The sequence below is a fragment of the Pseudomonas sp. B21-021 genome, assembly GCF_024749205.1.
GTDB classification, from domain to species: domain Bacteria; phylum Pseudomonadota; class Gammaproteobacteria; order Pseudomonadales; family Pseudomonadaceae; genus Aquipseudomonas; species Aquipseudomonas paraglycinae.
Genome location: NZ_CP087192.1, coordinates 708,083 through 732,295, shown reverse-complemented (window position 1 = coordinate 732,295; position 24,213 = coordinate 708,083). Strand labels below are relative to the sequence as shown.

General features: G+C 62.4%; 16 protein-coding genes. 11 read left to right on the top strand and 5 right to left on the bottom strand.

The genetic code is table 11. The annotated features are described in order from the left end of the window. The first annotated feature begins 63 nt into the window (after positions 1–63). Both LOY31_RS03145 and LOY31_RS03140 read left to right on the top strand, forming a co-directional pair. Entirely contained in the window at positions 64–2,841 is a 2,778-nt protein-coding gene (locus LOY31_RS03145; protein WP_007951031.1) for a hybrid sensor histidine kinase/response regulator, read from the top strand. Positions 2,842–2,903: 62 nt separating this feature from the next. Further along, a complete protein-coding gene (locus tag LOY31_RS03140) occupies positions 2,904–3,500 on the top strand; it encodes a MarC family protein (RefSeq protein ID WP_007951032.1) in 597 nt (198 codons plus the stop codon). Between the two features lie 66 nt (positions 3,501–3,566). On the opposite strand, the gene LOY31_RS03135 is transcribed toward LOY31_RS03140, so the two are convergent. The 5 genes from LOY31_RS03135 to cobG form a co-directional block, all read right to left on the bottom strand. Beyond that, on the bottom strand, positions 3,567–10,697 hold the full coding sequence (locus LOY31_RS03135) for a TcdA/TcdB pore-forming domain-containing protein (protein ID WP_258712816.1): 7,131 nt from the start codon (positions 10,695–10,697) through the stop codon (positions 3,567–3,569). A gap of 303 nt (positions 10,698–11,000) precedes the next feature. After that, positions 11,001–12,704, bottom strand: coding sequence for a precorrin-3B C(17)-methyltransferase (gene cobJ / locus LOY31_RS03130; protein WP_221534688.1), 1,704 nt, complete (start codon positions 12,702–12,704; stop codon positions 11,001–11,003). Then, positions 12,704–13,438: a precorrin-2 C(20)-methyltransferase gene (locus LOY31_RS03125; RefSeq protein ID WP_007951035.1), complete on the bottom strand. Its 735-nt coding sequence runs from the start codon at positions 13,436–13,438 to the stop codon at positions 12,704–12,706. Before LOY31_RS03125 ends, cobJ begins: the two co-directional genes overlap by 1 nt. After that, a complete protein-coding gene (locus tag LOY31_RS03120) occupies positions 13,435–14,061 on the bottom strand; it encodes a precorrin-8X methylmutase (RefSeq protein WP_085609238.1) in 627 nt (208 codons plus the stop codon). The genes LOY31_RS03125 and LOY31_RS03120 overlap by 4 nt, the downstream gene beginning before the upstream one ends. Further along, positions 14,054–15,352 carry a precorrin-3B synthase gene (gene cobG / locus LOY31_RS03115; RefSeq protein WP_309475632.1) on the bottom strand — a complete coding sequence of 433 codons (1,299 nt, stop codon included), beginning with the start codon at positions 15,350–15,352 and terminating at the stop codon, positions 14,054–14,056. The genes LOY31_RS03120 and cobG overlap by 8 nt, the downstream gene beginning before the upstream one ends. 144 nt (positions 15,353–15,496) lie before the next feature. Here cobG and cbiE point away from each other — a divergent pair, with 144 nt between their 5' ends. From cbiE to LOY31_RS03070, 9 genes are all read left to right on the top strand, one after another. Beyond that, complete coding sequence (gene cbiE / locus LOY31_RS03110) at positions 15,497–16,708, top strand: precorrin-6y C5,15-methyltransferase (decarboxylating) subunit CbiE (RefSeq protein ID WP_258712815.1); 1,212 nt, start codon at positions 15,497–15,499, stop codon at positions 16,706–16,708. After that, positions 16,701–17,798, top strand: a complete 1,098-nt coding sequence (locus LOY31_RS03105) for a cobalt-precorrin-5B (C(1))-methyltransferase (protein WP_221534693.1) — start codon at positions 16,701–16,703, stop codon at positions 17,796–17,798. Before cbiE ends, LOY31_RS03105 begins: the two co-directional genes overlap by 8 nt. Continuing rightward, the gene (locus tag LOY31_RS03100; protein ID WP_221534695.1) at positions 17,795–18,523 is read left to right on the top strand and encodes a cobalt-precorrin-6A reductase; all 729 of its coding nucleotides are present in this window, start codon (positions 17,795–17,797) and stop codon (positions 18,521–18,523) included. The genes LOY31_RS03105 and LOY31_RS03100 overlap by 4 nt, the downstream gene beginning before the upstream one ends. Positions 18,524–18,651: 128 nt before the next feature. Continuing rightward, positions 18,652–18,963, top strand: a complete 312-nt coding sequence (locus tag LOY31_RS03095) for a hypothetical protein (protein WP_039772019.1) — start codon at positions 18,652–18,654, stop codon at positions 18,961–18,963. Positions 18,964–19,010: 47 nt separating this feature from the next. After that, positions 19,011–19,412, top strand: a complete 402-nt coding sequence (locus LOY31_RS03090) for a DUF2946 domain-containing protein (RefSeq protein ID WP_192563337.1) — start codon at positions 19,011–19,013, stop codon at positions 19,410–19,412. A 48-nt stretch (positions 19,413–19,460) separates the two neighbouring features. Beyond that, positions 19,461–19,940 carry a copper chaperone PCu(A)C gene (locus LOY31_RS03085; protein ID WP_221534697.1) on the top strand — a complete coding sequence of 160 codons (480 nt, stop codon included), beginning with the start codon at positions 19,461–19,463 and terminating at the stop codon, positions 19,938–19,940. 21 nt (positions 19,941–19,961) lie between these two features. Continuing rightward, positions 19,962–20,408, top strand: a complete 447-nt coding sequence (locus LOY31_RS03080) for a DUF2946 domain-containing protein (protein WP_221534699.1) — start codon at positions 19,962–19,964, stop codon at positions 20,406–20,408. 84 nt (positions 20,409–20,492) lie between these two features. Beyond that, the gene (locus tag LOY31_RS03075) at positions 20,493–22,613 is read left to right on the top strand and encodes a TonB-dependent copper receptor (protein WP_221534701.1); all 2,121 of its coding nucleotides are present in this window, start codon (positions 20,493–20,495) and stop codon (positions 22,611–22,613) included. A 79-nt stretch (positions 22,614–22,692) separates the two neighbouring features. Next, the gene (locus LOY31_RS03070; RefSeq protein WP_221534703.1) at positions 22,693–24,072 is read left to right on the top strand and encodes a PepSY domain-containing protein; all 1,380 of its coding nucleotides are present in this window, start codon (positions 22,693–22,695) and stop codon (positions 24,070–24,072) included. Positions 24,073–24,213 lie beyond the last annotated feature (141 nt).

The window sequence follows — 24,213 nt, the reverse complement described above, 5'->3', positions numbered from 1 at the left end:
GCCGGACTGTTCCGACGCTGCGCATCGTTATATTCTGGCATCAACCTACGAAGGGATTTCGCCGTGCGCTGGCTCAGGATTGCCATAGGCTTCACCGTCACGCTGTTGACCTTGCTCTGCATGCTCCCGGCCCAGGCCGCGCAAGGCAGTGGCTGGTCGGTATTGCTTGACGATCAGGGCAACCTCCAGCTGAGCGACATCCGCTCCGCTCGCTACACCAATCAATTCAGCCCTATCGAGCTTGACCGCCTCACCGCGGCCGAACCCGATGGCGCCTTGTGGCTGCGCTTCAGGCTGGCGCCCGGCAAGCACGAACAAGTGCTGCGGATCTTCGCCCCTGACCTGTCGCACCTCAATCTGTATGTCCTCGACGGCGATCGCCTGATCGAACAACGCGACACCGGCACTACCCAGCCCCAGGTGGAACGACCGCTGCCCAGCAGCGACTTCATGCTGCCGCTACCGCAAAGCGACAAACCCCTCGACGTTTACCTGCGACTGGTCTCCGATCACCAGTTGCGCCCGTACATCACTCTGCAATCGGCAGTGATGGCCGCGGCCAATCACAACCAGACGCTGATCTACGGCCTGCTGTTCGGCTGTCTGGCGATGCTGATCCTGCATAACCTGATCCGCTACGCCTACACCCGCTCGCGCAGCAGCCTGTGGCTCGCGGTGTGTGAAGGCCTGTTGAGCCTGAGCCTGTTGCTGCTGCTCAATCTCGCCGGGCCGTGGCTGCCGAACTGGCACGCGATCCAGACTCCCGGCGCCTATCTGGCCCTGCTGCTGACCGCTCCGGCCGGCCTGATGTTCGCCTACCGCTTCTTCGCCCCGCTCGGCCCGCATCCGCTGAACAAGCTGTTGATCGGCGACATCCTGTTCATCGTGATCTGCAGTCTGTTGCTGTTGTTCGTCAACACCCTGCCGCTGAACATCATCACCTACGCGCTGGTGGCCCTGGCCGGGCTGAGCATGTTGCTGGTGGCGTTCTATCACTGGCAGAAAGGCTACCGCCCTGCCCGCTTGTTCGTCGCCGCGATGGTGGTGTTCAACATCGGCACGCTGATCATCCTCCCGGCCCTGCTGGGGCTGACCCTGGTCGCGCCGCAAGGCCTGATCATGACCCTGATGGGTTTCATCTGTATCAGTGGCCTGCTGATGAGCATCGCCCTCGGCGAGCGTCAGCGCAGCATCACCGAAAGCCGTTTCAGCATCAGCCGCGACCTCGCGGCGAGCAACGCCGAGATCAATGCCAAGGCCGAGTTCCTGGCCAAGATCAGCCACGAAATCCGCACGCCGATGAACGGCGTACTGGGCATGACCGAACTGCTGCTCGGCACGCCGCTGTCGGTGAAACAGCGCGATTACGTGCAAACCATCCACAGCGCCGGTAACGAACTGCTGACCCTGATCAACGAGATCCTCGACATCTCGCGACTCGAGTCCGGGCAGATCGAACTCGACGACGTGCAGTTCGACCTCAACGCGCTGATCGACGATTGTCTGAGTATCTACCGCGCCAAGGCCGAACAGCAGAACGTCGAGCTGATCAGTTTTATCCAGCCGCAAGTGCCACGGGTCATCAGTGGCGACCCGACGCGCCTGCGCCAGACGTTGCTGAGCCTGCTGGAAAACGCCCTGAAGAAAACCGAAGAAGGCGAAGTGCTGGTAGTCGTCGCCCTCGACGAACGCAGCGCCGGGCCACGCCTGCGCATTGCCGTGCAGGACAGCGGCCAGCCGATGGATCAGGAAGAACGCGACGCGCTGATGCACGCCGAGTTGCACAGCAAGCACTTCCTGTCGGCCAACCGTCTGGGCGGCAACCTCGGCTTGGTGATCGCCCGCCAATTGATCCGTTTGATGCAGGGCGAGTTCGGCATCAAGAGCGGCGCCAGCCAAGGCAGTACGCTGTGGCTGACCCTGCCGCTGGACCCTGATCGTCTGGAGCACCCGACCTCGGACCTCGACAGCCCGCTGCAAGGCGCACGCGTGCTGGTGGTCGACGACAACGACACCTGCCGCAAGGTGCTGGTGCAGCAATGCAGCGCCTGGGGCCTGAACGTCAGCGCCGTGCCGTCGGGTAAGGAAGCGCTGGCCCTGCTGCGCACCAAGGCGCATTTGCGTGATTACTTCGACGTGGTCCTGCTCGACCAGAACATGCCCGGCATGACCGGCATGCAACTGGCCGCCAAGATCAAGGAAGACCCGAGCCTGAACCACGACATCCTGCTGATCATGCTCACCGGCATCAGCAATGCGCCGAGCAAGATCATCGCGCGCAACTCGGGGATCAAACGCATCCTGGCCAAACCGGTGGCCGGCTACACCCTCAAGACCACGCTCGCCGACGAACTCAACCAGCGCAACCGTGGTCAGGTGGTGTTCCAGCCACAGGTCGCGAGCCCCGCTGCGCCGGTCAAGGTGCCGAGCGATTTCCGCATTCTGGTGGCCGAAGACAACACCATTTCGACCAAGGTGATCCGGGGCATGCTCGGCAAACTCAACCTGCAGCCAGACACCGCCAGCAATGGCGAAGAAGCCTTGCAGGCGATGAAAGCCCAGCGTTACGACCTGGTGCTGATGGACTGCGAAATGCCGATCCTCGACGGCTTCTCCGCCACCCAGCAACTGCGGGCGTGGGAAGTCGGCAATCAGCGCATCCGCACGCCGATCGTGGCGCTGACCGCGCACATCCTCGCCGAGCACAAGGAACGCGCGCGCCAGGCCGGAATGGACGGGCACATGGCCAAACCGGTGGAGCTGTCGCAACTGCGTGAGCTGATCGAGCACTGGGTGGCCCAGCGTGATCAACAGAACCGCGCGACGACGCAACCGTCGTGAGCCGACAGACACGATAGCGCCTGTTAGACTCCCCCGACTTTCCCCGCCAGCGAGCCCGCGCCATGCTCCACGTGTTATTCAGTGTTTACCTGAAGATGCTGGTGCTCTACAGCCCGTTCTTCGTGTTGTCCTGCTTCATCAGCCTGACCCGCGGTTACTCGCGCAAGGAACAACGCCGCCTGGCCTGGAAAGTGGCAGTCGCCACCCTGGTCTCGAGCGTGTTGCTGTATCTGTTCGGGCGGGTGATTTTCGATGTGTTCGGCATCACGGTGGATGCATTCCGCATCGGTGCCGGCAGCGTGCTGTTCATCTCGGCGCTGGGCATGGCGCAGGGCAAGTCGGCCGTGCAGACCGACAACGTGCAGCAGGATGTGACGATCGTTCCGCTGACCATTCCGCTGACTGTCGGCCCCGGCACCATCGGGGCACTGCTGGTGATGGGCGTCAGCCAGCCGCACTGGGATGACAAACTGTTTGCGATCATGAGTATCGCCCTCGCCAGCTTCACGGTGGGTGTGGTGCTTTACTTGTCGAACCGCATCGAACGCATTCTCGGCGATCAGGGTTTGCAGATCGTCAGCCGCCTGATGGGGTTGTTCGTGTGTGCACTGGCGGCGCAGATCATCTTTACCGGGGTCAAAGGCTATCTGGTGCCTTGAACCCTGAAACGAAAAGACCGCCGACGGTAACGTCGGCGGTCTTTTTTCGTCAGTAACCGCGGACCGTCAACCCGCCGACTCGACGGCTTTCTTCGCATCCGCCTGATCGATCAACGCTTTCAGCGTCACGCCCTCGGCGCCTTCCTTGCGCGCCTTCAACCAGCGCACCAGCGTCGACACCTGGCACGGACGCAGGCCATTGATCTCAAGCATCGCATCACCCCGCTGCGAGGGATCTGACGCATCCGCATTGCGCACCAGAACGCAGTGCTCACTGTCGGGGTCGATCAGTACCAGATGATCCTCGACCATCGCCACCTCCAGCTTCTGAGGGACAGTCAGCGTCAGGATCAAACGGCTCATGACCAGCGGGCGGGCCCCCAGCGGATAACGACAGTCCACCACCAGCGAGTCGAGCTTGCGCATGAGCGCCTCCGACAGGTGCCATTTCATCGCACCGCGCCCTACCCGCAAAACGAGCGTGCGCACATCGTCCGGGATCACCGGCAGAAGATCGTAGGCATCCACCCGTCCTTCGAGCACCAGCACGTCACCCGTGCGTTGGACGTAATCCAGCGGCTTGATCTGGCGCAGGCTCGGATAACCCTGCACAACTCGATCCTGCGGATCATGCAGCAAGACATCGGCATGCCGCCGGGTTCCGAGCAGCTGGTAATCCTCAGGCAGGTCGGCAGCGGGGATCTGAACCAGCCGCGCGCTGTCAGCGATGTACCACTGCACACTGGCGTCCTGTGCGGCGATCGAAATGAACGGACGATGCGCTTCGTTCGCCAGCAAGGCCTGCAAGTCGCTGATCAGATGTTCGCCATGGGCCGCCAGCCAATTCTGTTGCACACCGATGATCTGCGGTGGCTCCTGATGCTCCAGTTGCAGCACCACACCTTCGCGCGTCGTGCCCACGAGACCCGCACCGTGGACCCGCACATCGGCAAAGCGCCACGCCGTCCAGAGTCGTTCTGGCCTGGTCAGCATCCGGGTCTGCAACAACTGCGTGCCCTCTCCGAACGCCGACTGCAGATGTTGCGGATCGATAAACGTCTGGCGCCAGACCTCACCACTCTCGGGCTCGAACAGCCATGCCGACAGATTGTCCGGTGTCATGCCCAGCAACCGGAGCTGCGTTTGCTGCGCTTCACACAACAACAAGCGGTTGTCCACGTACCAGGCGTGCAAGCGCGCATCCCCGGCAGCATTGGCAATGCCGACAATAGGGAATTGCTCGACGGCGTATTGCCGGGCGATCGCTTCGAGCGCCAGCCACCATTGCTTGCGTCCCTTGAGCCAGGGTTCTGCCAGGCCGGCAAAATGCAGCTCACCATCAGCGCCGATCCCGAATGACAACCCGTCCTCGGTGCGGGCCTGATAGCCATTGTGCTCAGCCGTCACCTGCTTCAGGCGCTCGGGTTGCACCCAGCGGTGCGACCATTGATTCTGCTCCTGCGCCACAGTGCGCTGCACCCGGCACAGGCTCTGGAACGGTCGGTCGTAAATGACAAACACGTCGCCGTCATCGGCCGGCGTCAGCAGCATCAGCTCGTTCAGGTTCTGGATCGAATCGGGCCAGGCGCGCGCATGGTGACGTCGCGGTACCGGGCGCACGATCAGGTTGTCACGGGTACGGACCCAGGCCATGTCCCGCTCGTTCTCTTCGATCATCCAGCAGACCGAAACATAAGGCGCGAACTGCCAGTCGACCGTGGCAAAGTCTTTGTCCGCATGAACCGGCATGCGCTTCGCCCGATCACCCAGCACCGGAGCCCAATCTGCCAGGCTTTTGCTGTCATCGAACAGCGCTGCGTAAGTCGGTTCAAGCCCGCGAGTGACGGAGCTCAACCACAGCTCACCTTGGTGTATCAGGTAGTTGAGGCGCTCAAACGTGCCGTCTTCATACGTATATTCCTGCACCACATGGATGACACCCTGGCCATCGGCTTCAACACTGCGAATCGAGCTCGCGCCCTCGTGTCGGAAGATCAATCGATAACGATGGCTCAGCAGCCCGGTGTCGGCATCGACCTGGCAGATATCGTAGCCACTCTGATCATGGAAAAACGCCGAGCCGCCGGTGACCACCGAGAACAATCCCTCATCGTCGAACACTTCATCATTGCGGATATAGAGGACCCGATCCTCCATGGCGTCGTACCAGCCGTTGGTGTAACGCGGCGCCTTGGGGTTTTCAAAAGGAACCCGGTAGTTGTGGATCGGCGTATAGCGCAGCGCCAGTCGATGCGCCCGTGCCAGCGCTTGCAGATGATCCTGCAGGGTCTGGTCATCCAGCCCTTTGGGCGCCTGTTCCTGCAGCAGCTCCAGCTCGTGCCGTTTGCCGTCGGCGATCCTGAAGAGCCGGCCATTTTCGATCAGCAGGGAGATCTCCGGCGCACTGTTCGCCGTCACCTTGAACTGGCAGCCTTTGACACTGAACTGCCCGTCCTGGCTGAACACGATCTCCGACTCTCGGGCCCAGGGTGCGACGATGGTCCAGCGGTTCTTTTGCGCCCCCACGGACACCAGTTCGACGTTGACACCTGGATTGAGCACCAGCGTGCAAGCGCCTCCCCCACCCTGAATCCGATAACTGATCTGCTCGTGCCAGGGCTTGGGAATCACCGGCACAACCAGTTTGCGCGCCTGTGCATCGAGCGTGATGCTGATCTCGGTCAGGCGATAATCGGGGTACATCCGATGAACAATGTAATGGCTGGGGAACGAGTAGAACGAAAAAAGAAACAGCCATTGGCCGTCCGTTTTTTTCTTCTCCAGACGCCGCGCGATGTCGAAACCCTTGTCGTGGCGTTGCGATGAAAACGGCAGGATCTGGTACTCGTAGCCGTAGCAAGTGAGCGGCGTGCACGGCAGGACAATGGCCTGCTCGGCCGATGGTGCGAACGTCATTTCGGCGGGGTAGCCAAGCTCTTTACTGAGGTGGATGGCTCGCGGGTAGTCGACGTCGAAGTCCGGCACACCGAAATGATCACGCAGCGGATACAGCCGGGAACTGTCGAGCAGCAGTTTGCCGGCGCTCAGATCCAGTCCGTTGATGATCAGCGACGGTCGCGGCAACCAGGCACCTTGCTCGTCGCTGTAGTGAAATCCGGCGCCGTGATGTGCCTGCTCCAGCTCCGCGAAAAACAGTCCGACCGCCTTCGCTTCTTCAGCGATGGTCGCGAAGTTCTGCGCCAGCGCAGTCACGCCGACGGCAAGGCCACCCAGAATCACCCCGGCGCCTCCCAGCACCGCAGCCGCCGTACCCGCGCCAGCGGCCGCTGCGCCAAGTCCCGCACCGGTCAGGGCCAGACTGCTGGCGTCGAACGTCAGCTGGGTGGCGTAGGTGGCGATCTCGACATCGTTGCGGGCATTCGCCAACTGATAGATATCGAAGCCGACATTCGCCAGCCCAAGTACGGCACCGACGCCCTCGTTGGCCACATGCCCGGCCACCGCGCCGAGGGTTCTGCCGGTCAACGGCTCAAGCGCTTCGCCGACCACTTTCGCACTGGTGCGGGCGATCAGCTTTTCATCACGCAACGCGGCTTGCACCAGACCGATCAGCCCCGCTACGTCGACCACATTGCCATGCACCAGTTGTGCGTAGTTGACGTAGGCATGCCACTGCACCGCGGTGCTCACAGTGCGATCTTCGCCCTCGCGCCCGCGCAACGCATTCATCAGCGCCTGTACCGCAAAACCGGCATTGAGCGTGTGCACGGCCGCCGCCTCTGTCGGATCCACCACCGCGCCGGTCGCAGGTTTGTGCCCCAGCGTCGAAAACAGATCCGTCAGGTAATTCCTGATCCGCACCAGGCGATCATCCCGGCTGGTGACCACGGCGACCGTCTCGCCACTTTGCGGGTCGAGCATGTGTACCCGGTAACCGCCCTCGGGGGTCACCTCCAGCGAGTCGAACAACGGCACCAGCGGAGTGACCGACTCATGGCCCTCCTGCAAGCGTGCAGTGACGTCGGCAATCTGCTCGGCCCACCAGTCATTTTCTGAAGACAGCAATGCACTGCCCAGGCGCGAATTCTCCATGAGCGATCGACCGTGAGCACTGTTCACCCTTTGGCGAACGGACCTGAACGGTTTGTCCGGCAGCGGTTCATCCCTGAGCAACTGACTTACCTTGATGCCGTTCGACAGGTTCAGGGCGGCAACCTTTTCGCCTTGCACATCGATCAGATCGAACTGGGGTCGGCCGGGTTTGCCGTACACGGCATAATGACGGGCGATATGCGTGTTCTTGAAAAATTGCTTCAGGGCCATCCGGAAGGTCGCCGGGCTGTCGAATTCGAACAGGCCGAAGTTCGGATCGTAAAAGTGGTAAACGGCCGTACTCCCGTTTACGGTCCGGGCCACCAGCATCGAGTGGTTGTCCGAGTTGAGCATCAGGGTTCGAGGCCCCGCGGACGCCTCGAGAGTCGCGACCATGTTGTCCAGATCGACCCGCCCCAGCGCCGTGCCCACCTCTGCGGCGTTCACGCCACGCATTTCCTCCAGCGCGGCCAGAAACGCCTTCGAGTCCGGATGTTCCGGCTCAAGCACCGCCAGATAGAATCGCTCGCGTAACTGTCGGGTGGCCCCCTCGCCCTCAGTGAGGGCGGCACTCATCGCCAGCGCCAGCGGAAAACAACGTCCGGCGGCGGTATCACCCAGCCCGTGCATCAACAAATCCTGAGGCACCAGTTTGACGGTGCCGGCCGCGAACTGATTGAGCACCTGCTCCGCCCGCTCCTGGATTTGATCGCGATGCTCCTGAGTGGCCAGCCGCTGGATCTGCGCTACCCGGCGCCCCCAGTCAAACAGCGTCGCAGCGTTGGCCAGCGCGTTCTTTTTCAGGCTGAGTGCGTTGACCGAATGTGCGGGCAATTCATCACCCACACTGGACATGCCTGCCATGAACGCAGGTGCCCGGTGCTGATAGAGCTGCTGTTCAATTACCGCGTAACGCCCGGACGTACCGCGCTCACTGACGCTGTTGATCAGATTGTCCAGCGCACCGTTCAATGCGGAAAATCGCTGGGCATCCAGTGAATCGGCGCCCAGCAACGCGCCGATCGTCAAACGCTGCAGCGGGTTGAGCTGCGCGAGTTGCCAGGAACGGGTACCCAGCCCGATCAGCAGTTCATCCAGCGCGATACTCTGGGCAATCGGATTTTTCGGGAATGCCGGTGGCCGCAGGCGAGTGTTCTGATGACGTATGGCCTGACGATCATCGAAGCTCAGCGGCAATCTGTCGGCGAACACGACCGGCCCATCATGGCCGCTCATCATCGCGTTGGTAAACGGTTCCCCGAGGTGATCGGCCATACGCTGCAACAGCTCGGTATTCAGGACATGACGTCCTTCGACCAGTGGCCAGCCGAGTTCGAATTCGACGGTGGTCTGCTTGAGCAATTCGGCGACATTCCCGGCGTAGCGGGTTTTGTATCGGCCGTCGCGCCAGCTTTGCTGTTCAGTATCGAGCCACTTTCGGGTATCGGTTTCGTTTTCTTTCCAGGAGTGATCCAGCTCCTCTTCAGTGACCTGATTGACCGTCTGCAGAGGTGCGATGGCCATTTCCCGCCGTGACGCCTGCGCCCCTTCGGGCGTTAAAAATGTCTTTTCGAAATCGCTGGTGCCATCCTTGATTCCGGCGGGTCCGGTCAAATAGATCGTCCCCTCGTTTCCCGGACGGATACCTTCGTTGTGGTATCCGGCAACGGCATCCGCCAGATAAGCCGCAAAAAGGGACTCCATTCCCGGCAACTCAACCAAAGGCCCGTAAGATCGTTCCAGTACTTCGTTGGCCAGCGGACTCATCGCTTCATGCTCTTGAAGTCTGATATCTCTTTCAATCGCCAACCGGGTGGTGTCATCGAGCAGTTCGTAGTTGAACCTGAAGCGCTTGAGCACGGACTCAAGTACCGCCGAACCGGCATGAGCCATCATGTAGGCATTGCTGATCGTGTTTTCCATTGCCACTGCGCGCAGCGCATACGGTCGGACAAGCAGATCCTGCGGAGGCTGAAACACCTGAGTCAAAAGCGGCCGGCTTTTGGCAAACGCCTGCAGCACCGGGCGATGCTCTTCGGGTATTTGCAGCAGCTTGTCTCTGTACCGCCCCCGTAGCGCCTGTCGACCGGGCATCCAGTCGGGATTCTGATCCAGCATCAACTGCAAGACACCGAGGCGCGCATCAGCACCAAAGTCGCTGATATCGATACCTGCAATTTCCTTCAGCAACGGCGGCAAATTATCAACATCGCTGTAGCTGCCACCTTCGAAGTGCAAGACCTCTGCTCTTACGATATCCGACGCAGCCGCCAGGTTGCCCCGCATGCGCATTTCCCGCTGGTAAACATCCCGCAACTTCAAAGGTATTTCCGAACCCGCCAGATCGCGCACTCGAATATTACCTCCGACCAGCGCATCGATACTTTCACGGTTCTTTGCTTTCAACGCCCTTAAATCCTGAACGTTCTGCCCATAAGCACGGCTCAACAACTGCAATCTTGCTTCATCGGCGGATTCGCCCCTCGCAACCGCCGCATCAATGTGTTCGCTCATCTGTTGCTTCAAAGCGATAGCGCGGGCGACATACATCTCGCCCAAAACCTTGTCGGAGAGGCTGTCGACGCCCCCGTGCTCCATGGCGTCCGCCTTGGCCGCCTCGACCATCAAGCGATTGGCCTGCCAGGCCAGCAACGCATCACTGTCATACCAGACGTTGATCTGATAACCCTGACCGGCCAATACCTGTTTCCAGACATTGATGTAATCGCGCTGGATGTCACCGACTCCGCCACCCAGCCAGACGAAGTGCAGGATCTTCGGCACCTGCGTAGCAGGTGTCTTCATCAGTTCAACGCTGTAGTTCAGCCGCGACTCGAAGTCGCTGACCCTGGCGCTGATTTCTGAAAGATCGGGCGCTGTTTCCGTCTTCGGGCTCGGCGCAGGTGCTTTTTCAACTTCACGTCGCACCCGATGCCCGTCGAACTCTCCAAGCGCCCGCTTTAACAGCGCGAGGGGTTGCAAGAGCCGTGGCGAGTCGAGCAAACCGACACAGGCAAAGTAGTAACGGATCACCTCGTCATAACGAACGGTATTCTTGTAGGGTAACAGCGCTTGTTCAAGATCAGACAATTTGAACAGATTGACAAACTTTACATACCCGCCATGAACTTTAGCTTCCTGCATTGAAACATTTCCTCGACATAATAAATTACACGCGCGCGCCGACGCCGCGAGAGCAAACAACTTGCAACAAGCAAACACTAAAACCCGAACAAACTTCACATAACCGAAACTAGTGCAAAACAATACCCAAAGACAAACACAAAGCCATTCAAACAATGTCCAACGAAACATCCAACAACACTAGACCATTCAAACAAACGCTATTGAAACAAATACAAACTTCAGAAAGCGCACAAACCAAAAAGGCCGCGAATTGCGAATTCGCGGCCTTTTTGGGTTTTATCGAAAACTAATATAACGGTATCAGGCTACGGGCTTGTCCCCGTACCACCTCGGTGTATACACCCACTCCCCGCCTTCCGGGCGAGGGAAGGTGCACGTAGTGGACGAACCGATCAGGACCATGGTGCGCATGTCGACCTGATCCGGAGTCAATGCGCCCAACGTGGTGGTGCGTAACGCCTGTCCGGGACGGCCGATATCGCGGCCCAACACCACCGGCGTTTGCGGCGTGCGGTGTTGCGCGACGATTTCCAGCGCTCGCCCCAGTTGCCACGGACGGGCACGGGAGATCGGGTTGTAGAAGGCCAATGCCAGATCCGCCTCGGCGGCCAGATCCAGACGTTTTTCGATGATCGACCACGGCTTGAGGTTGTCCGACAGCGACATCACGCAGAAGTCGTGGCCCAGCGGCGCACCGGCCTGAGCGGCGGTGGCGAGCGACGCCGAAACACCCGGCAGGATTTCCAGATCGACGCTGTGCCACGCCGGGTCCGTCGACTCGTGCAACGCTTCGAGCACTGCCGCCGCCATGGCGAACACGCCCGGATCGCCGGACGAAACCACAATCACCGAACGACCCTGAGCGGCCAGCCTGAAGGCGTGACGGGCACGCTGCATTTCTTCGCGGTTGTCGGTGCAATGCTGCACCTGATCGTCGCGGAACGGACCGGCCATGCGCACGTAGGTTTCATAACCCAGCACGTCGGTGGCACGGGCCAGTTCGGCTTTCACCGCCGGTACCATCAACTCGGCAGCACCGGGGCCAAGGCCGATGACGGCAAGGCGTCCACGCGGACGACCGACCTGCGAAATATCCAGCGGCTGTTCGGCCACGGCGATGGCAAGGTCGCGGGATGTTGTGATGATTCGAGCGTCGGGGACTGCATCGCGAACCAGCTCACCGATGTCACTCGCCGGCGCGACAAAGCGCAACGGCACAGCCAGTTCAAGCGCGGCGTCACGCAACGCCGGACTGGCCATCTGAGTATCGGCCGCCACCAGACAGGCCAGCGATTGAATCGCCACACCGGCCTGCTGCAACGCATCGCGAATTGCATCCGGCAGACCGGCCACATCGGCACCGACCGCCACCGCCACGCTGCGCGGATAAATCAGCAACTCACTGGCGCTCGCCACGCGGGCATCGCTGCCGACATGAATCGAGCGCTGCGCCTGTGGATCTTCCGGCAGTTGCGCCTGCTCAAGCCACGGCGCAGCACCGTCGATGCGCACGCTGTGGCCGGCGAGCAAGTCGGAGACAAAGCGCTTGCCCTGCTCCAGATCGCCAAGGGCATAACCGCCGGGAGGATTGAGCAGGCAAGTGCCAAAGCGCAACTCGCCGCTGGTGGTGATCGCCGCTGCCACTTCAAGCGCAGCCGCAATCTCGCGGGCCATGACATTCACTCCGCCCAGGCCGCCGAGCAGTGGCACCACAGCGCTGCCGTCTTCAGCCACGGCGAGCACCGCTGGCTCGACGCCTTTTTCCAGCAACAGCGGCGCCAGGGTGCGGATGACAATGCCGGCCGCGCACAGGGCAATGATCGGCGTGTCCTGTTGATACAGCTCGCGCAGGGTCGCGCCGAAGTCGCTGTAAGTCAGGTCGGCGCCATCGACGCGCCCGGAGAGGCCGTGAATCTGCGCAGCCGGATAAACCTGCTGAAGGCGACGGGCCGTGCCCAGTGCGCCCTGGCCGAGGATGACGATGGCCGGTGTGGAGTGAGTCATCAGCCTTGCCACCGTTCGCCGGGAACAATGATCAGCGAGAAGTACGGCGACGACATCGGCTCGACCTCATCCAGCGGTACGATCTTCTGGTTGGCCATGGTCGCGCGCTCGACGTACAGCGCACGCTCAGCCAGGCCCAGCTCTGCCAACACGTCGCGCACTTTCGGAAAGTTGCGCCCCAGCTTCATGATCACCGCCGCGTCGGCATCGGCCAGACGGCGCTTGAGTTCATCGTGAGGCAGCACGCCGGACAGCACCGACAGGCTCTGATTGCGATACACCAGCGGTGCGCCCAGCACCGAAGCGCCGCCGAGCATCGAGCAGACGCCCGGCACCACTTCGGCTTCGTAACGGCTGGCGAGGCGATCGTGCAGGTACATGTAGGAGCCGTAGAAGAACGGATCACCTTCGCAGATCACCGCCACGTCGCGACCGGCATCCAGATGCGCGGCCACTTCCTCGGCAGCGTCATCGTAGAAATCACTGATCACCTGTTCGTAGGACAGCGGCGCCGGCAGCACTTCGGTGGTCACCGGGTACACCAGCGGCAGTAGATTCTGCGCGTCCTGCAGGTGCGCTTCGATAATGCCGAAGGCGTTGCCCTTCTTGCCCTTGGCCACGAAGTACGCCACCACCGGCGATTCGCGCAGCAGGCGCAGGGCCTTGACGGTAATCAGTTCCGGATCACCGGGGCCGACGCCCAGGCCAATCAAACGTCCTTGAGCCTGCATCATTCGATCTCCGTGGCGAGGGCATTGACTGCAGCGGCGGCCATGGCGCTGCCGCCGAGGCGGCCTTGCATGATCACGAACGGCACGCCACGGCTGTTGGCGGCCAGCTCGGCCTTGGATTCGGCGGCGCCGACGAAGCCCACCGGGAAGCCGAGGATCAGCGCAGGTTTCGGGGCGCCGGCGTCGAGCATTTCCAGCAGATAGAACAGCGCGGTCGGCGCGTTGCCGATCACCACCACGCTGCCTTCCAGATGCGGACGCCACAGTTCCAGTGCGGCAGCGGAGCGAGTGTTGCCCAGCTCGCGCGCCAACTCCGGCACGCTGTCATCGCGCAAGGTGCAAATCACCTCGTTGTTGGCCGGCAGGCGCGCACGGGTCACGCCCTCGGAAACCATCCGCGCATCGCACAGGATCGGCGCGCCGGCAGCCAGCGCATCGCGCCCGGCCTTGCCCGCGCCTTCGGAGAATTGCAGCCCGTCGATAGCCTCGACCATGCCGCAGGCGTGGATCACCCGCACCGCGAGTTTTTCCAGGTCGGCCGGGATGCGAGCCAGGTTGGCCTCGCTGCGAATGATCGCGAAGGAGTTGCGATAGATCTCCTGACCGTCGCGGATGTAATCAAGCATCAAGGGGGCTCCGTGAGCGGGCGGCGAGCAATTTCGCCGCCGCTTCGATAGTAAGGTTGTGAGCGTGCAGCGCGCCGAAACCCGGCAGGGCTGCATCGCGAAAATAGAGATCGTAGTGACCGGGGCCGACCGCCAGCAGAGTCACCGCAGCCCGGTGCGCGGCCGCGCAGGAACGCGGGCAGCCGGACAGGTGCACATCCACGGCGTGTGGCAACAGCGTAGCCAGCAGGCGGGCATCGTGTTTGGTGTCGGCCAGGCCTTTGCCGCAGCCGTTGGCGCCGGTGCAGGCGATCAGGTGCGCCAAGGGATCTTCGATGCGGGTCAGCAGGTTCAGCTTGCTCAATTCGTCGAGCATTTGAACCGCATCAGTTTCCCGCACATTGGGCAGCAACAGACTCTGCCAAGGGGTGAAACGCAGGCTGCCGTCGCCGAAGGTTCTGGCCAGTTGTGCGGCGCCACGCAGCATGTCCGGATCGAGGCGACCGAGCGCCGGTGCGGCACCGACATAGACCTGAGCGGACGATTGCTGAGGGTGGATGCCGAGGTGCAAACCTTCCGGTCCGGCTTCGCGCTGCCAATCAGCGGCTGACTTCAGGTTGATTCGCTGAGCGAGTTTTTCCAGGAACACCGGCGCCGGGCATTCATCCAGCAGATGGCGCATTCGCGCCTGCTCCGGACGGGCCAGTTCGAGGAACAGTTCCAACACCGCGACCACCAGCGCATGTCCGTGCTCAAGCGCCACAGCGGCCAGCGGTCGATCCGTCGGGCAACCCGCCAGGCCGAACGCCAGCAGCGTGTCGCCGCGATCTTCGAATGCCGACAACCACAGATCGTGGGGATGTTCGAGCATCGCCAGCGCTTCACCGCCGTCCAGTAGCACGGCGAACTTGGCGCTCAGCTCGTGGAAGCGCAGATGACTTTGCAGGGTTTCGAGGATCTGCCCGGCCAGTGGACGAGTATCGAAACGCATCTGCCGGTCGATGCCGGCGGAGGGGCTGAGCATCAGGTTGCGCACATCGTCACCCGCTGCGGTTCGCGGCCCGAGACCGGCGGCCAACAGGCTGTCGATCAGCGCGGCGGACTGCTCGCCGATCCCGCGAATCTGCAGATTGCCCCGGTTGGTCGCCTCGATCGCCCCGCCGGCAAACCGCTCGGCGGCGTTGGCGACCGCATCGGCCTGATCGGCCGTAATCGAACCGCCATCGAGCTTGATCCGGCAGATCCCGCCATCCAGTGCCTGGACGATACGCAGCAACCCCGGACAGGCCGAGGGGCGTATGGCGTTGGACATCGGACGTTCGTTCAAGGGCTGGCAGCTCTGTGGGAAAGGCGCTTCGCGGGCGAAGGCGCGGTATTATGCCTGCTTTGTCCGACGGCATGAAAAGTCTGCCCGTCGGAACGGCGCGTTTGCGGACACTTTTTTGAGGGGCTACAGATGTCACCCTGGCTGACAGTAGTAGGAATCGGTGAAGACGGCTTCAAGGGCCTGGGCAAGAATGCCCGGCGCGCCTTGCTGGGTGCTTCGCGGATCATCGGCGGTCAGCGTCAGCTGGATCTGTTGCCGGTGTGCATCCGTGGCGAGCGCCAGTTGTGGCCGAGCCCGTTTTCCCTGGCCCCGGTGCTCGAACGCCGTGGCGAAGCGGTGTGTGTGCTGGCCAGCGGTGATCCGATGTTCTACGGCGTTGGCGCGAGTCTGGCGCGGCAGGTGCCGGGGGCCGAGATGCTGGTTCTGCCGGCGCCGTCGTCCTGCTCGCTGGCGGCGGCCCGACTGGGCTGGCCGTTGCAGGATGTCAGCGTGCTGTCGCTGGTGGCTCGCCCGCTTGCGGCCCTCAACGCACAACTGTTCAGCGGCGTGCGCCTGTTGCTGCTGAGCAATGACGGACAAAGTCCGGCGGAGGTTGCGGCATTGCTGCGCGAGCGAGGATTCGGCGCCAGTCGTCTGAGTGTTCTGGAACATCTGGGCGGCGACACCGAGCGCCGGATCGACGACACAGCCAACGACTGGAACAATCCGCTCATTGCCGACCTCAACGTGATCGCCATCGAGTGCCTGGCCGATCCGCAGACACCGCGCCTGTCGCGCCTCGCCGGCCTGCCGGATTCAGCCTTCAAACATGACGGGCAACTGACCAAGCGCGACGTGCGCGCGATCACCCTCGCTCGCCTCGCCCCGACGCCGGGCGAACTGTTGTGGGACGTCGGCGCCGGCAGCGGCTCGATCGGCATCGAGTGGATGCGCGCTCACCCGAGCTGCCGCGCTCTGGCTATCGAGGCCGATGACGGCCGACAACAGTTGATCGAACACAACCGTGACGCCTTGGGCGTTCCCGGTCTGCAACTGATTCGCGGCAGTGCTCCTCAGGCCCTCGCCGGTCTTGAGCGTCCGGACGCGATTTTCATCGGCGGCGGCGTGACCCGCGAAGGCGTGCTCGACACCTGCTGGGAACAACTCAAACCCGGCGGCCGACTGGTCGCCAACGCCGTAACCCTGCAAAGCGAAATGACCTTGATGAGCTGGCGCGAACGCCACGGCGGCGAGCTGACTCGCATCCACATTGCCCAGGCGCAGCCGCTGGGCGATTTCGACACCTGGCGCCAGGCCCTGCCGATCACCCTGCTCGATCTGGTCAAACCCCTCGATGCGTGACGAAACCGCCGAACAACCCGCGCCCCTGCGCAGCGGCCTGACCACCGGCAGCTGTGCCACGGCCACCAGCCTCGCCGCTGCCCGCCTGCTGCTCGGCGGCGTGGTGGCGGACGCCGTGCAGATCGTGTTGCCCAAGGGCAAGCAGGTGCAGATGCGCCTGGAGTTCTGTCGGCTGACTGATGAAGGCGCTGAAGCCGGGACGATCAAAGATGCGGGCGATGATCCGGACGTGACTCACGGCGCCCTGCTCTACTCCCGCGTGCAACTGATGGCCGAGCCGGGAATCCGCTTCATTGCCGGTAAAGGTGTCGGCACCGTCACCCGCCCGGGGCTGGTGCTGGGCGTCGGCGAGCCGGCGATCAACCCGGTGCCGCGCAAGATGATCAGCGATCACCTGACGCTGCTCGCCGAAGAAACCGGCTATCGCGGCGGCTTCGAGGTGACGGTCAATGTCGAGGGCGGCGAAGCCCTGGCGCTGAAAACCATGAACCCGCGCCTGGGGATTCTCGGCGGGTTGTCGATCCTCGGCACCAGCGGCATCGTCCGGCCGTTTTCCTGCGCGGCGTACATCGCCTCGATCCATCAAGGCATCGACGTGGCGAAAACCAACGGCTATCTGCACATCGCTGCCTGCACCGGCAACGCCAGCGAGGACACCATGCGCCGGGTCTACAACCTGCCGGAAATCGCCCTGATCGAAATGGGCGACTTCGTCGGCGCCGTGCTCAAGCACCTGCGCAAAGTGCCTGTGGATAAACTCAGCCTGTGCGGCGGCTTCGGCAAGGTCAGCAAACTGGCGGCCGGGCACATGGATCTGCACTCGCGCCATTCGAGCATCGACCTGCCGCAATTGGCCGAGTGGGCGGCGGCGATTGGTGCGGACGATGCGTTGCAGCAAGCCATTCGCGGGGCGAACACCAGTCAGCAGGCGTTGGCGATGGCCAGTGCAGCGGGCGTTGCCCTCGGTGATGAGGTCTGTCGCCATGCTCTGGAATTCGCCCGTAGCGTGGTGCCGGCGCAGGTCCAGGTCGAGGTGTTTGCGATTGATCGTCAGGGCGGCATCGTCGGCCACGCGGGGGCTTTTGTATGAAACGGATTCTGTTGCTGGGCGGCGTGACTGAAGCACTGGCCATCGCGCGCACTTTGGGGCCGGAACACATTTACAGCCTGGCCGGAGTGGGCCGGGTGCCGACCGATCTGACGTGTCAGGTGCGCGTCGGCGGCTACGGTGGCGCCGAAGGTCTGGCGCAGTTCATTCGCGACGAAGGCATCACACTTTTGCTCGACGCGACCCATCCCTACGCCGCGCAAATCAGCCAGAACGCAGCCATCGCTGCGCAACTCACCGGCATTCCCTGCTGGGCCCTGCGCCGCCCGGCGTGGCAACCGCAACCCGACGATGACTGGCGCGAAGTCGCCGACTGGGCCGAACTGATCACCGCCCTCGAACCCTTCCGCCGCCCCCTGTTCACCCTCGGCCGCGAACCGCTGCAACACCTCGACGAAATCCCTGCGCACCAGTTCTGGACCCTGCGCGCCCTCGACGTCTACCCCGGCAACGAACGCTGCGAAGTCATCGGCGCCCGTGGGCCGTTTCTGCTGGAGGATGAACGGGCGCTGTTCGAACGCCGGCAGATCGACGTGCTGATCAGCAAGAACAGCGGCAGCACCGCAACCGAGCCGAAACTGGAAGTGGCGCGGGCGCTTGGGGTGCCGGTGATGGTGTTGAGGCGACCGGAGTTGGCGGGGGTTGATCGGGAGTTTTGGACGGTTGATGAAGCCATCGCGGCCCTCGCGGCCGGAGTCCGACCGTGAAAAACAAAAAGCTCAAGTCCTACTGAGTGCTAGGACACTGCCCACAAGAACTTAAAGAATCGCTGACTATCTGCACGAGCGGCCCTGGCTTACGTTTAGCGTTTCATCGAATTTGTGAGCACGTTCCAATGACCGGAAAATTCACCCGCTTCGACATCAAGGACTTTCTCCACACGCCTGCTGAACTGGTGCACTACGTCAAGGCATGTTCGGAACTGGACTCAGGCGATGGACGATTCAACCGCGTGGCGCTCCGAGACTATAAGCAGACCATCCGATTGAGAATTCAATCTGATCCGGATTTCGCACAGGCATTGCGAATCGAAGCCGCTACACTCTTTCATAACGGCGAGACGGAACTGGCAAGCATGCTACTCGCACAATTGCATGTAGCGCTGCGACACCAAACCGCACGACGCTTTTTTACTTATCGGCCCTGATCAGGCTAAATAGCCGCGCCTGATCGCCCACCCTACGGATCTGTCCCATGAACCGACACCGGCTCGCATTTGCCTGGATCGCCTGCTTTGCAGTGCTGTTCAACATGCTCGCCATGCCGTTGACGGGAGCGATGGCGCAGGCGGCGCAGACGCCGGCCGAGCAGTTGCTGTGGAGCAGTTTCTGCACCGGCAGCGGGACGAAGATGGTGGCGATCGACATCGGCAGCCTCGATCAGAAAGCGCCGCAGAGCGGTGACAATCATTCGACCATGCAGCATTGCTGGTGCTGTTCCGGATCGGCGCCGGTGGTGGCGTTGCCGGGGCATTCGCCGCAGCTGTATTTCGCTCGATACGAAAGCAATCGCAGCGTGGCGCCCGCCTTGCTGCAAACTCCGACACCGCGCCAGCAATGGCCGAGCCTCAATCCCCGCGCCTCTCCTCTGGTCTGATTTGTTCCCGCATTTGACCTGCGTTTCAAATCGTTCTGGAGAACTGCCATGTTGAACAAATTCATCGTCATCGCTGCGCTGTTGCTGCCTGCGTGCTTCGCCCATGCCCACGAATACAAGGCCGGCGAGCTGGAAATCGCCCACCCGTGGTCGCAGGAACTGCCGCCGAACGCGCCGACCGTTGCCGCGTATTTCATCATTCACAATGCCGGCAAGACGGATGACCGCCTGCTCAGTGTCGACTCGCCGATCGCCCCGACGGCCGAACTGCACGAGCATGTGATGCAGGGTGATCTGATGAAGATGCAACAGGTGCCGAACGTGGCCATCCCGGCCGGTGGAAACGTGACCTTCGCGCCGATGGCCTATCACGTGATGCTGATGAATCCGACTGACCGCAGTCTGCTGACCGACGGCAAGCGCTTCCCGCTGACCCTGCACTTCGAAAAGGCCGGTGACGTGACTGTCGAAGTCGCCGTGCAGAAGAAGCCGCCGGAAGCCACACAAGCCCACGCGCACGCCCAGTAACCGTTCCGGCAGACTCCGCCCATGCGCCCCCTGAGCGCCAGGCCCTCCCTGCAACGCCGTCAGACTGAACACCTGACCCGCGGCAGCTGGATCGCCCTGTTCGCCATGTTGATGATCTTCATCGGCCCGCTGATTTCCCAGTCGATGCCGATGGATCAGCACGCCTCGACCTCCATGCCGATGAGCATGGACATGTCGATGGACATGGCGGGCATGGATCATTCCGCGCATGAAGCAAAACCCTCGGCCGAACACTGCCCGCCGCAATCCTCGCACCATGTGCTGTGGGAAAAGTGCGGTTATTGCAGCCTGCTGTTCAACTGCCCGGCGCTGACCGGTGGCGGCAGCTTCGCCACTTTCAGCATTCCACTCGTCAACACCTTCACCCCACCCTCCCCGCGTCTGGGCCATGCCCGGCAGACCTTCTTCCCCGGCGCCCGCACCCGCGCCCCGCCCGTCGCAGCGTAAACACCCACCTCTGATTGCACACGGTTGAGAAGACAGCCTCAGGCTGCCGGCCGTGTCGTTTACGACTGTTTGATGGAAATTGTCATGTCCAGGTTTTCTGCTGTCCCACGCCCGGGTTCTGCCCCGGCGTCCTTTGCCCTGAACGAATCCCGCGTTCGTTTCAGGCACGCTACCGCCGTCCTTTGCGGCGTCCTGCTGTCCCCGCTGGTTCACGCCGACGAACACGCCGGCCACACTGACGAACTGAGCCCGACGGTGATCACCGCCATCGCCCCGAGCTCCCCGCTGACCATCGTCACCAACCCGAAAGACCCGCGCCAACCGGTGCCGGCCAGCGACGGCGGCGACTACCTGAAGACCATTCCCGGCTTCGCTCTGGTGCGCAACGGCGGCACCAACGGTGACCCGGTGCTGCGCGGCATGTTCGGTTCGCGCCTGAACATCCTCACCAACGGCAGCATGATGCTCGGCGCCTGCCCCGGCCGGATGGACGCGCCGACCTCGTACATCTCGCCCGAGACCTACGACAAACTCACCGTGATCAAAGGCCCGCAAACCGTGCTCTACGGGCCGGGCGCGTCGGCCGGCACGATCCTGTTCGACCGCGAGCCGGAAAGCTTCGGCGAACTCGGCACCCGCGTGAACGCCAGCGTGCTGGCTGGCTCTCACGGGCGCTTCGACAAGGTCGTCGATGCGGCGGCCGGCGGCTCGCTGGGTTACGTGCGAGTGATCGGCAACACCGCGCATTCCGACGACTACCGCGACGGCAACAACGACATCGTTGCCTCGCGCTATGACAAGTGGAACGGCGATGTTGCGCTGGGCTGGACCCCGGATGCCGACACCCTGATCGAACTCACCGCCGGCAAGGGCGACGGCGAAGCACGCTACGCCGGACGCGGCATGGACGGTTCGCAATTCCTGCGCGAAAGCCTCGGTCTGCGCGTCGAGAAATCCAACATCACCGACGTGTTGGAGAAGCTCGAAGCGCAGGTCTACTACAACTACGCCGACCACGTGATGGACAACTACACCCTGCGCACGCCGTCCGGCACCGGGATGATGGCCGGTCCCATGGCGTCCAACGTCGACCGCCGCACCCTCGGCGCGCGGATCAAGGCCACCTGGCGCTGGGCCGATATCCAGCTGATCACCGGCCTCGACGCGCAGACCAACGAACACCGGCAGCGCAGCGGCATGGGCATCGATACCTACAAGGATCAGCCGTACACCAAGGACGCCGACTTCCATAACTACGGGGTGTTCAGCGAGATGACCTGGTACGCCGCCGACCGCGACCGGCTGATCACCGGCGCCCGGGTCGACCGTGCCTCGGCCAAGGATTTCCGGCAGACCACCGGCTCGGGAATGATGTCCCGTCCGAACCCGACCGCAGGCGATACCCGCGCCGACACCCTGCCGAGCGGCTTCGTCCGTTACGAGCATGACCTGGCCGACAGCCCGACCACGCTCTACGCCGGTCTCGGCCACGCCCAGCGGTTCCCGGATTACTGGGAGCTGTTTTCGCCCAAGTCCGGCCCGGCCGGTTCGGTCAATGCGTTCGATTCGATCAAGCCGGAAAAGACCACTCAGCTCGACTTCGGCGTGAACTACAAGAGCGCCGAGCTCGAAGCCTGGGCCTCGGGTTACATCGGTGTGGTGCGCGATTACATCCTGTTCGATTACACCCCGGGGATGATGGGCATGAGCACTTCCCGCGCCGAGAACATCGACGCGCGGATCATGGGCGGTGAACTCGGTGCCGCTTACAAACTCACCGACAACTGGAAAGCCGATGCGACCCTGGCCTACGCCTGGGGCAAGAACAGCAGCGACGGCAAGGCCCTGCCGCAGATGCCGCCGCTGGATGCGCGCTTCGGTCTGACCTATACCGAAGACAACTGGAGCGCCGGCGCACTGTGGAGGGTGGTCGCCGCGCAAAACCGTATCGACCAGAACAAGGGCAACGTGGTCGGCAAGGATTACGACAAGAGTTCGGGCTTCGGCGTGTTCTCGCTCAACGGTGCCTACCGGATCAACAAAAACTGGAAGGTCAGTACCGGCGTCGACAACCTGTTCGGCAAGGCTTACGCCGAACACCTGAACCTGGCGGGTAACGCCGGGTTCGGCTACCCGGCCAACGACCCGCAAGCGATCAATGAACCGGGGCGCACGCTCTGGACCAAGGTGGACATGAGTTTCTAACCCTCAAGGGCGCTCGCTCCCTTCAGGGAGCGGGCGGCAACAGACAACTAGAAGATCCAAGCCAAGCGGAGCACACGTGATGAAACAGCCCAAACCGAATTTCTACAACCTGGCCTGGCGTTGGCATTTTTATGCCGGATTGTTCGTCGCCCCATTCATGATGATGCTGGCCCTGACCGGCATCATTTACCTGTTCAAGCCGCAGCTCGATTCGCTGATGTACAGCAGTCTGCTGAACGTCCCCGCCGGGCATCACACCGTGCCGGCCGACGACTTGCTGCAAAAGGTCAAAAGCGCTTATCCACAGGGCCAGGTCACCCAGTACCTGCCGCCGGTGAATGCCGAGCGCAGCGCGCAGTTTGTCGTGGCCAATGCCGGCCATGAGCTGAACGTGTTCGTCGATCCCTACCACGGCGACATCCTCGGCGAGCAGGATGCCAAGCAGAACCTGCAAGCCATCGCCCGGGCGATCCATGGCGAGCTGATGATCGGCACCGTCGGTGACCGACTGATCGAAATGGCCGCCGGCTGGGGCGTGGTGCTGGTGGTGTCCGGGGTTTTCCTGTGGTGGCCACGGGGTCAGGCAGCGGGGATTCTGTGGCCACGCCTGAGCAGTCGCGGCCGCGTGCTGTGGCGTGACCTGCATGCCGTCACCGGTTTCTGGGGCGCCGCATTGCTGCTGGTGATGCTGCTCAGCGGCATGACCTGGACCGGCTTCTGGGGCAAGCAATACGCCCAGGTGTGGAACGTGTTCCCGGCGGCGATGTGGGACAACGTGCCGACCTCCGACGTAGAGGCCGGCAGCCTCAACAACGCCGCGCGCCAGACCGTACCGTGGGCGATGGAAAACACCCCGATGCCGATGTCCGGCGACCACGCCGAACACATGGCCCACGGCGGCATGCAACACGGCCCCGCCGCCCCGACCATCCGCCTGCAGGACGTGCAGGACATCGCCGTTGAGCGCAAGGTCGAGCCGGGCTACAGCATCACCCTGCCGACCACCGCCACCGGCGTGTTCACCATCGCCGTGTTCGCCGACGATCCGCGCAACGATGCGACCCTGCACGTCGATCAGTACACCGGCAAGGTGTTGGCCGACGTGCGATTCGAGCAGTACGGCGCTGTTGCCCGGGCCACCGAGATCGGCGTGATGCTCCACGAAGGCAAGATGTTCGGCACCTTCAATCAGATCGTCGTGCTGCTGATCTGCCTGATGATCCTGCTCAGCGCCGTCAGCGGCGTGGTGATCTGGTGGAAGCGCCGGCCACAGGGCAAGTTCGGCGTGCCGCCGCTGCGCCACGACCTGCCGAAGTGGAAAACCGGGGTGGCGATCATGCTGGTGCTGGCGGTGGTGTTTCCGCTGGTGGGGGCTTCGCTGGTGGTGGTGTGGTTGCTGGATCGGCTGCTGTTGTCGCGTCTGGGCCGACAAGCTGAATCTGCCTCAACTTCATCATGAAACAGGCGAGATGCGCGATTTAGACAGATCTTTAAACTGCCGGGGCTTAAACTCCGGCAATTTTTAGTGTTACTGTATAACGCAAATTTGCTGCTCTGCCCGCAGCCATGCACTGTCATGAGCCTGCGGGCTTTTCTTTTG